The sequence below is a fragment of the Trinickia sp. genome, assembly GCF_051961175.1.
Taxonomy (GTDB): domain Bacteria; phylum Pseudomonadota; class Gammaproteobacteria; order Burkholderiales; family Burkholderiaceae; genus Trinickia.
Genome location: NZ_JBQCDN010000223.1, coordinates 19,291 through 28,864, shown reverse-complemented (window position 1 = coordinate 28,864; position 9,574 = coordinate 19,291). Strand labels below are relative to the sequence as shown.

The 9,574-nt window shown below is 66.4% G+C and carries 8 protein-coding genes; 2 read left to right on the top strand and 6 right to left on the bottom strand.

Going from position 1 to position 9,574, the window contains the following annotated elements; translation table 11 throughout:
* The 6 genes from ACTHL0_RS13375 to ACTHL0_RS13350 form a co-directional block, all read right to left on the bottom strand.
* On the bottom strand, nucleotides 1–2,432 hold a 2,432-nt coding region (locus ACTHL0_RS13375), incomplete at its 3' end, for an ABC transporter permease (RefSeq protein WP_440567228.1).
* 71 nt (nucleotides 2,433–2,503) lie between these two features.
* The gene (locus tag ACTHL0_RS13370; RefSeq protein WP_440567226.1) at nucleotides 2,504–3,121 is read right to left on the bottom strand and encodes a DUF4126 domain-containing protein; all 618 of its coding nucleotides are present in this window, start codon (nucleotides 3,119–3,121) and stop codon (nucleotides 2,504–2,506) included.
* Between the two features lie 192 nt (nucleotides 3,122–3,313).
* Complete coding sequence (kdpE, locus tag ACTHL0_RS13365; RefSeq protein ID WP_440567225.1) at nucleotides 3,314–4,012, bottom strand: two-component system response regulator KdpE; 699 nt, start codon at nucleotides 4,010–4,012, stop codon at nucleotides 3,314–3,316.
* Nucleotides 4,013–4,046: 34 nt separating this feature from the next.
* Complete coding sequence (locus ACTHL0_RS13360) at nucleotides 4,047–5,021, bottom strand: quinone oxidoreductase family protein (protein WP_440567224.1); 975 nt, start codon at nucleotides 5,019–5,021, stop codon at nucleotides 4,047–4,049.
* Nucleotides 5,022–5,074: 53 nt separating this feature from the next.
* The gene (locus tag ACTHL0_RS13355; protein WP_440567223.1) at nucleotides 5,075–5,461 is read right to left on the bottom strand and encodes a methylglyoxal synthase; all 387 of its coding nucleotides are present in this window, start codon (nucleotides 5,459–5,461) and stop codon (nucleotides 5,075–5,077) included.
* A 143-nt stretch (nucleotides 5,462–5,604) separates the two neighbouring features.
* Nucleotides 5,605–6,384 carry an SDR family oxidoreductase gene (locus ACTHL0_RS13350; RefSeq protein ID WP_440567222.1) on the bottom strand — a complete coding sequence of 260 codons (780 nt, stop codon included), beginning with the start codon at nucleotides 6,382–6,384 and terminating at the stop codon, nucleotides 5,605–5,607.
* A 117-nt stretch (nucleotides 6,385–6,501) separates the two neighbouring features.
* Here ACTHL0_RS13350 and upp point away from each other — a divergent pair, with 117 nt between their 5' ends.
* Together upp and ACTHL0_RS13340 are read left to right on the top strand one after the other, a co-directional pair.
* Nucleotides 6,502–7,152 (top strand): uracil phosphoribosyltransferase, encoded by a 651-nt coding sequence (gene upp, locus ACTHL0_RS13345; RefSeq protein WP_440567221.1) that lies wholly within the window; start codon nucleotides 6,502–6,504, stop codon nucleotides 7,150–7,152.
* Between the two features lie 211 nt (nucleotides 7,153–7,363).
* On the top strand, nucleotides 7,364–9,469 hold the full coding sequence (locus tag ACTHL0_RS13340) for a putative bifunctional diguanylate cyclase/phosphodiesterase (protein WP_440567220.1): 2,106 nt from the start codon (nucleotides 7,364–7,366) through the stop codon (nucleotides 9,467–9,469).
* The last annotated feature ends 105 nt before the right edge of the window (nucleotides 9,470–9,574 follow it).

Below are 9,574 nucleotides of genomic sequence, written 5' to 3'. Positions count from 1 at the left end.
GCGACGCCGGCCGGCAGCAGCCACGGATCGATGTCGAGATGGAAATCGAAGACGCGCGTGGCGAGCACAATGCCGAGTGCCTGTGCGCCCACCGCCGCCATGGCGCCCGCGAGTGCACCGACCACGGCGAACTCGGCTGCTTGCACCGACCGCACTTGGCCGTGCGAGGCGCCCAGGGCCCGCAACAACGCCGACTCCCGCACGCGCTCGTCGCGTGTGCCCGCGAGGGCCGAATAAAGCACGAGCAAACCGGCCGCGAGCGTGAAGGCAAACAAGAACTGCACGGCGCCCACCACCTGATCCACGACGTGCTGTACCTGCGCGAGGATCGGTGCGATATCGATCGCCGTCACGTTCGGATGCGCGGCGATCAGGCCGTCGAGCACCGCGCGCCGGGCGGGCGGCAGATAAAAGCTCGTAATGAACAACGCCGGCAATGCTTGCAGGACGGCCGGCGGCATCAGCACGAAGAAGTTGACATTGAACGTGCCCCAATCGAGCGTACGCACGCTCGTGATCGGCGCCTCGATCGGGATGCCCGCCACGTCGAAGCGCAGGACATCGCCCACCTTCACGCCGATCAGCTTGGCCAGCCCCGCTTCGATCGAAATCTCGGGCCGCTTCGTGTCGCCGTACCATGCACCGGCCGAGATACGGTTATCGACGGGCAGCACACTGCGATACGACAGGTTGAACTCGCGATCGACGAGGCGACGGGCATTCTCGTTCTTATACGATTCAGGCACCACGGGCTTGCCGTCGATGGAGACGAGCCGGCCGCGCACCATCGGCTCGAGTACCACCTTCGCCACGCCATGCCCGGCCAGATAATCGCTGACGGCCTGCCGCTCGTCAGGCTGAATATCGATCAAGAATTCGTTGGGTGCGTCAGGCGGTGTCGATTGTCGCCAGCCTTGCACGAGATCGTTGCGCGTCATCGCAATCAGCAGCAGACACATGAGGCCGATCGCCAACGCCGTGATCTGCAGCGCGCTCGCCCAGCCGCGCCGCTCCAGCGACGCCAACGCATAGCGCCAGCCCACCGCGGCGGCGGCGCGCCGGCCGCGCTCGCTGCGCGCGAAGCGGGCACAGAGCCAAAGCGATAGACGCGCGATCGCCGAAAACACCACGAGTCCCAGCCCGAAGCCGCCCGCGACGATGACGCCGAGCTTCAGCTCGCCAGCCGCCAGCACGAGCAGCGCCCCGAACAGGACGATGCCGCCGGCGTAGGCCCACCAAGCGGTGCGTGCGTCACCGTTCCACTCGCGCCGCAGCACGCGTAGCGGCGGCACGCGCGTGAGCGTCCACAGCGGCGGCAAGGCGAAGCCGAACAACAGCACCAGCCCCGCGCCGATGCCTTCGAGGGCGGGCACCGGGCTCGGCTGGGGCAGCGCCACCGCGATCAGACTGCCGAGCCAGGCGAGCAGCGCGAAATGTCCCACATAGCCGAGCGCAACCCCGAGCACACCGCCGGTCAGTCCGACGAACGCGAATTCGAGCACGACGAGTGTCCGCAGCTCGCGCTCCCCCAAGCCGAGGCAACGCATGACGGCACAACCGTCGAGATGGCGACGCGTATAGCGATGCGCGGCCATCGCGATCCCGACGGCCGCGAGCAGCGCCGTCAACAACGCGACGAGCCTCAGAAAATGCCCCGCGCGGTCTAGCGTCTCGCGCACTTGAGGCTGTCCGTCCTCGAGCGATTCGAGCGCGACGCCGCGAAGCTTGCCGCCGTCCACGCGCTGATGCGCGAACGCGGCAAAGCGCGCGACGGCCGCATCGTCTCCGGCCACGAGCAAGCGGTATGTCACGCGGCTACCGTAGCCGATGAGCCCGGTCGAGCCCAGTTCGTCGGCGCGCACCATGACGCGCGGCGAAAAATTGACGAACGCGAAGCCGCGATCGAGCTCGCGCGTGATCACGGCACCGATCGTGAAGCGGCGATTCCCGACCTGCACGGTGTCGCCCACTTTCGCATGCAGGGTTTCGAGCAACTGCGCGTCGACCCAAACGGTGCCTTTCGCGGGGATGCCGTCGGCTCGCCGATCCGGCGCATCGAGCGCTGGGGCGATCCGCAGCGCGCCACGCAGCGGATAGCTTGCCGATACGGCCTTGACCGCGGCGAGCCGGGCTGTCGAAAGCGCTGGATCGCCGCCAGCGTCCACTCCCGTAATACGCGCCACCATGCTCGGGAAAATCGCCGTCGTCGCCGTCCGCAAGCCCAGCGAGCGTGCTTCGTCGAAGAACGGCGGATCGACGGGATGATCGGCGCGAACGATGAAATCGGCCGCGATCATGCGGCGCGCGTCGCGCTCCAGCCCCTGCTGCAACCGATCGGCGAGGAAGCCGACACTGGCCAGGGCCGCAACGGCCAATACGAGCGCGATGACAAGCATCGTCAGTTCGCCGGCACGCCAGTCGCGCGCACACATACGCGCGGCCTGCCGCACGAGTTCGAGAGGGCCGAGCCGGACGTTGGGCTCAGCGGCGGCCGGCGCTTCGCTCAATCGCGCTTGCCTCCTATCGAGCCGAGGCGCGACACCATGTGCGCCGCCATCCCCTTGAAGCCACCCTGCACACCGCGCCACAGACGCGGCAACGCCCATATCGCGAACGCCACGAAGCCGGCCATCAATAACAGAAAGACGATCGGCACGAACAACGCGAGCGCAAGGCCGGCGCAAACCAGCACGTCCTCGGTCGAGGAGGCGATCCAGTTCGAGAACGGTTCGGGAGAGAGATTGATCAGCGCGCGCGTGCCGGCTTTCGTCAGGTGCGCGGAGCCCGCGAGCGTGCCGCCCAAGAGCGCGGCAATCGTGAGCAGGGCCGGATCGGCATGGCCGAGCGAACCCGCTGCGAGCAGCGCGCCCGCGGGAATGCGGATGAATGTATGAATGGCATCCCAAAGCGAATCGAAGGCGGGAATGCGATCCGCCATGAATTCGACGACGGCCAACCCACCCGCCACGGCGATCACCCAGCCCGAATCCAGCGTCGCAAGCGTATCGGGTAAATGCACGATGCCGAGCCGGGCCGCCATGCCGACAAGAAAGACAGTGAGATAAAGACGCAAGCCGCTGGCCCATGACAGACCCGCGCCGAGCGAAAGTGCGTCGATCATTGCCCCTCCCCGCTTTCGTGTTGACGTGACGTCGAGCCGCGCGCGTGCCGACCGTGGACCGGACACGTGCAGACACGGTCGCCCGTGTCGGGAACGCCCTGACCGCAGCGCACCGATATCCCATTATAGACAGGCAGGCTGCCGCACGGCCGCACCGGTTGCGACGTCATACGGCCTTGGGTGCCCTCCGTCTCAAATGGCGCCAACGAGCCGGTAGCCGATGCCGGTTTCCGTCACGATATGCTCGGGCTGCGCGGCGTCGTGCTCGAGCTTGCGCCGCAAATGCGCCATGTAGATGCGCAGATAGTGTTGGCTTTCGACGTGGGCGGGCCCCCACACTTCGCTGAGCAGCTGCCGATGCGTGAGCACGCGGCCCGCGTGCCGCACCAGCGCGACAAGCAGGCGGTATTCGATCGGCGTCAGATGCACTTGCGCACCCGCGCGCGTGACGCTGCGCTGCGCGAGATCGACGCTGATTTCCCCGAACCGCACGAGGGCCGCTTCGCTCGCGCCGCCGCGCTGCCGTCGCCGCAAATGCGCGCGCATGCGGGCCAGCAATTCAGGCACGCCAAACGGCTTGGTCAGGTAATCGTCCGCCCCCGCGTCGAGCGCGGCGACTTTCTCGGCTTCCTGCGTCCGCGCCGACAACACAATGACGGGGACGTCGGCCCATGCGCGCAACTCGCGGATGACATCGATGCCGTCGGCATCAGGCAAGCCGAGATCGACGATGACGAGATCGGGCTTGCGTGTCGCCGCCTCGGTCAAGCCCGCCTTGCCCGTTTCGGCGTCGTAGACGTTCATGCCCTCGGCCTCGAGCGACGCGCGGACGAACCGGCGGATTTGCCGCTCGTCCTCGATCAGCACGACGTTGATGCCCGGATCGCTCATCGGTTCGAGGGGGACACGCCCATGCAAGAGGCCGTCACGGAATCAGAACCGTGGAGCCCGTCGTCTTGCGACCTTCGAGCGCGCGATGCGCATCGGCCACATCCTTGAGCGCATAGCGCTGACGCACGCTCGTCTTCACCTTGCCCGATTCGATGACATCGAACAGTTCGGCTGCCATCGCATCGAGCCATTCGCGCTTGGCCATATAGCTGAATAACGTCGGACGCGTGAAGAACAAGGAGCCGCGGTTCGAGAATTCGGCTGCCTCGATGGGGGGCAGCGGACCCGACGCGCTGCCGAAGCTGACAAAGTAGCCGAGCGGCGCCAGGCAATCGAGCGAGCCCTTATAGGTATCCTTGCCGATCGAATCGTAGACGACAGGCACACCCGCCCCGTTCGTGATTTCCTTCACGCGCTCCGTGAAATTCTCGCGCGTGTAGACGATCGGGTAATCGCAGCCGTGAGCCTTCGCGAGTTCCGCCTTCTCGTCGGAGCCGACTGTGCCGATCACGGTCGCGCCGAGCGCCTTGGCCCACTGGCAGACGAACAAGCCCACCCCGCCCGCGGCCGCGTGAATCAGAATCGTTTGCCCGGGCTCGACCCGATAGGTGCGTCGCAGCAGGTACTGCGCGGTCAACCCTTGCAGCATCGCGGAAGCCGCCTCGTCGAAGCCGATGGCGTCGGGCAGCTTCACGAGCGCATCGGCCGGGAGCACGCGTTCCTCGGCATAAGCGCCGGGCGGACGGGCGACGTAGGCGACGCGATCGCCGGTCTTGAACCGCGTCACCCCGGCGCCGACCTCCGTGACGACACCCGCCGCCTCCATGCCGAGCCCGGCGGGCAGCGGCATCGGGTATTGCCCGGTGCGGAAGTAGACGTCGATGTAGTTAAGCCCGACCGATTCCTGCTTGATCCGCACCTGGCCCTCACCGGGCGCGCCCACGTCGACGTCGACCCACTGCATCACCTCGGGGCCGCCGGTTCGTTCGATTCGAATTGCTTTCGCCATGCAGTTTCTCCTTGCCGAGCGCGAGGCTCGAATGGTTCGCTTGACTTCCGGCCCTAGCCCGCCGCGGTGCGCGCCGCGAGCGTGTCGAGCAGCATCCGCGCCGTGGCCACGTTCGTTGCACACGGGACGTCATGGACGTCGCAGGCACGAACCAGTGCGTTGATATCGGGTTCGTGCGGCTGCGGCGTCATCGGATCGCGCAGGAAGACGACGAGATCCACTTTCCCCTCGGCCAACAGCGCCCCGATCTGCAGATCGCCGCCGTACGGCCCCGAGAGCATGCGCTCGACGGTCAAGCCATGCGTATCGGCTATGCGCCCGCCCGTCGTACCCGTGGCAATGAGCCTGCATTGGCGCAGCGTCTGCGCGTACTCGCCCGCGAGGGCGACGATGTCGTCTTTCTTATGGTCGTGCGCGATGAGCGCGACGCAACGGGACATGGCACAGCTCCTTCCTGTTCAAGCCGGATGAAAAAATCGATGATCGGGACGGGGCCAGCGCCATCCTCGACATCACGCACAACGCGGGGCTGCCCCAACTTCCCCGCCCCTCACAGAATGCCGCACGGCATGTCTGCCGGGATTCAGAATGTTCCGGGATACGCGCCGCCGTCGATGAGCCAGTTTTGCCCGGTAATGTAGCTGGCATGCGCGCTGCACAGGAAGGCGCACGCCTTGCCGAATTCCTCGCTCTGCCCGAGCCGCCGGGCCGGGATGCCGGCCGCACGCTCGCGCCGCGCCTCATCGACGCTGATGCCCTTGGCTTGCGCCTGCGCCGTCAGTGTCGTGGCGATACGGTCGGTATCGAACAAGCCCGGCAGCAGATTGTTGATCGTCACGTTGTGCTGAACGACCTTGCGCGCGACGCCGGCGACGAAGCCCGTCAGCCCCGAGCGCGCGCCGTTCGACAGCCCGAGCACGTCGATCGGCGCCTTCACGGCCGAACTCGTGATGTTGACGATCCGGCCGAAGCCGCGCTCGATCATGCCGTCGATCGTCGCTTGCAACAGCGCGATCGGCGTCAGCATGTTCGCTTCGAGCGCGCGAATCCAGTCGTCGTGCGTGAACTGGCGGAAATCGCCCGGCGGCGGCCCGCCGGCATTGTTGACGAGGATGTCGGGCGACGGGCACGCCGCGAGTGCAGCCGCTCTCCCCTCGGGCGTCGTGATGTCGCAAGCGACGGTACGCACCGATACGCCCGTTGCCGCGCGGATATCGGCGGCCGTCGCCTCCAGCGTTTCGCGCGTGCGCGCAACGATCACGAGATCGACGCCTTCGGCTGCCAGCGCCTGCGCGCACCCGCGCCCGAGCCCCTTGCTGGCAGCGCAAACGAGCGCGGTGCGCCCGGCGATTCCAAGATCCATGGTGGTATCCCGCTGTCGATGACGATGGGGCGATTGTAGAAGAATACGGCGCACCCGTTTTCTTTCGGTAAACTTGTCCGAATAACCTTTGCCGCGCCGCCTCGCGCGCCCCCCGCCATGAAACAAGACAGCCGCTTCCCGAATCTCATCATCCTCGATCATCCGCTGATCCAGCACAAACTCACCCACATGCGCGACAAAGACACGTCCACGCGCACGTTCCGCGAGCTGCTGCGGGAGATCACGCTCCTGATGGGCTACGAAATCACGCGCAATCTGCCGATCACCACGCGTCGTGTCGAGACGCCGCTCGTCGAAGTCGACGCGCCCGTCATCGCGGGCAAGAAGCTCGCGATCGTGCCGGTGCTGCGCGCGGGTATCGGCATGTCCGATGGCTTGCTGGAACTGATTCCGTCGGCGCGCGTGGGCCACATCGGCGTCTATCGCGACGCCGAGCATCGTCCCGTCGAATACCTGGTCCGGCTGCCCGATCTCGAAGACCGGACGTTCATCCTCTGCGACCCGATGGTGGCGACAGGGTATTCGGCCGTCCACGCGGTGGATGTGCTCAAGCGCCGCGGCGTGACGGGCGAAAACATTTCATTCGTGGCGCTCGTGGCGGCGCCCGAAGGCGTGCAGGTCTTCCACGACGCGCACCCCGACGTCAAGCTGTACGTCGCATCGCTCGATTCGCATTTGAACGAGCACGCGTACATCGTGCCGGGGCTCGGCGACGCCGGCGACCGCCTCTTCGGCACCAAGAACTAAGCCCCACCGGATCAAACGCCAGAAAAAGGGAACTACCCCATATGCGCGCCGCGCAAAGGCGGCGCGCGAACCTGCGGCGGCCGATGGGCCGCCCATTCCACGCCAGCCGCTTAAACATCGCGAGGCCCCGTTCGGGTCTGCCTCGCATCAGAAAAACGCCCGGCGTGCCGTTAAACGACGTGAAACCCTTCCCGTCACCGCCAGTCCGGTCATGCACGGCACTTATAATTTTTGGCTGGTCGCGCTCTCGCTTGTCGTCGCGACACTCGCCTCCTACACCGCGCTCGATCTATCGGGCCGCATCGCACAGTTGCCGAATCGCCGGCAACGGCACGCTTGGCTTGCCGGCGGCGCCGGTGCGATGGGCATCGGCATCTGGTCGATGCACTTCATCGGCGTGCTCGCGTTCACGCTGCCGATCGCGGTCGGCTACGACTTCACGATCACGGCCGGCTCGCTGCTGATCGCCATCGGCGTGTCGTACTTCGCGTTGAGCGTGATCGCCCACGACACGCTCGGGCCCAAACGCCTTGCCTGCGCCGCGGTGCTCATGGGCCTGGGCATCGCCGGCATGCATTACACCGGTGATGCCGCCATGCAAATGCAGCCCGGCATCGTGTACGACCCCGCGCTGTTCGCCGCATCGATCGTGATCGCCATCGTCGCGTCGGCCGCGGCACTCTCGATCGCGCACAAGCTGCGCGCCGACGAGCAGGAGAACGTGCATCCCAAGCGCATGGCCGCCTCGGTCGTCATGGGGCTCGCCATCACGGGCATGCACTACACGGCCAACGCGGCCGCCAACTATCTGCCCGGGGCGATCTGCGGCGCGGCCAATGGCGTCGATCTGCGCTGGCTCGGCACGACGATCTCGATCTTCACGTTCGCGATCCTGATCGTGACGCTGATGCTCTCGCGCTTCGACGCGCGCACGGCCTCGCTCGTCCAGTCGGTTTCCCAATTGAACAGCCGCATCGTCTATATGGCCGCGTTCGATTCGCTGACCGAGTTACCGAATCGCCGCACGCTGACCGAGCACATGGAGCGCGCGATCGAACTCGGCAAGCATGGCAAGGGCCTGTTCGCGGTCCTCTTCATGGACCTCGATGGGTTCAAGACGATCAACGACTCGCTCGGCCACACGGTGGGCGATCACGTGTTGCGGGCGTTCGCCCGGCGCCTGACCGAGTGCGCGAGCACGGGCGATACCGTGGCGCGTTTGGGCGGCGACGAATTCGTCATACTCGTGCGGCATGTGGGGTTGCCCGACGACGCCAGGCGCGTCGCGCAAGCCGTGCTCGAGCGCATGCGCGAACCGATCTGGATCGACGAGCGGCCGTTGCAAGTGGCGCCCAGCATCGGGATCGCCTTGTTCCCGCGCGACGGCGATACGGTCGAAGCGCTGCTCAAAAACGCCGACGCGGCGATGTATGCCGCCAAGCGCGCGGGCCGTGGCACGTGCCGCTTCTTCGAAGCGGATATGAACGAGGCGGCCACGCGCACGCTGCAGATCCAACAAGCGCTGCATGAAGCGCTCGACAAAAAATACTTTTCGCTACGGTTTCAACCGAAATTCTACGGCCGCGATGGCGCCCTGGCCGGTGCCGAGGCGCTGCTGCGGCTCAATCATCCGACGCTGGGGCTGCTCTCGCCGGCCGAATTCATCTCGATCGCCGAGCGTAACGGACAGATCGTGCCCATCGGCTATTGGGTCGTACGCGAAGCGTGCCGGCAGATCCGGCGCTGGCAGGCAGCCGGATTGAAGACGACGAAGGTGGCGATCAATCTCTCGCCGCGCCAGCTCGCGCAGCCCGACCTGCTCGCAACGATTCAAGAGATCGTGCGGGCCGAGCGCATGGGCCCCGAACGGATCATGTTCGAGATCACCGAAACGGCCGCGATGCACGACGTGCGTCGCACCGCCGACACGGTGCATGCGTTCCAGAAGTGCGGTTTCGAGGTCGCCATCGACGATTTCGGCACCGGCTACTCCAGCCTCGCCTACCTGCAGCGCTTCCGCGTGCGGCAACTGAAGATCGATCGCTTCTTTGTCGATGGACTCGACGCCAACGACGAAGAAGGCACGGCGATCGTCGCGGCTATCATCAAATTGGCCCATTCGCTGGGCATGAACGTCGTGGCCGAGGGGGTCGAAACTGTCTCTCAGCGGGAAAAGCTCGAAGCGCTGCGCTGCGACCAGTTGCAAGGCTACCTCCTCGGCGAACCGCTGACGCCGGATGCCTTCGGCGCGCTGCTCCGCGGCAACGGCGATGGCGACGGCGCGCCCCCGTTGCGCGGCGCCCCGGCGCCCGCGTAAGCACACGCCGGCCCGCCCATGCCGCTTGCGCGCTGAGCGAGCCGCCGCCGGGCCGCGCCTCGCGCGCAGCCCGGCATGATAAAATCGCGGCCTGCTCTTCGGACG

Bases quoted from the DNA above. Each gene is read 5' to 3' on its own strand.
- ACTHL0_RS13340 (WP_440567220.1), top strand. From the start codon at position 7,364: ATGCACGGCACTTATAATTTTTGGCTGGTCGCGCTCTCGCTTGTCGTC.
- ACTHL0_RS13355 (WP_440567223.1), bottom strand. From the start codon at position 5,461: ATGTCCCGTTGCGTCGCGCTCATCGCGCACGACCATAAGAAAGACGAC.
- kdpE (WP_440567225.1), bottom strand. From the start codon at position 4,012: ATGAGCGATCCGGGCATCAACGTCGTGCTGATCGAGGACGAGCGGCAA.
- ACTHL0_RS13360 (WP_440567224.1), bottom strand. From the start codon at position 5,021: ATGGCGAAAGCAATTCGAATCGAACGAACCGGCGGCCCCGAGGTGATG.
- upp (WP_440567221.1), top strand. From the start codon at position 6,502: ATGAAACAAGACAGCCGCTTCCCGAATCTCATCATCCTCGATCATCCG.
- ACTHL0_RS13370 (WP_440567226.1), bottom strand. From the start codon at position 3,121: ATGATCGACGCACTTTCGCTCGGCGCGGGTCTGTCATGGGCCAGCGGC.
- ACTHL0_RS13350 (WP_440567222.1), bottom strand. From the start codon at position 6,384: ATGGATCTTGGAATCGCCGGGCGCACCGCGCTCGTTTGCGCTGCCAGC.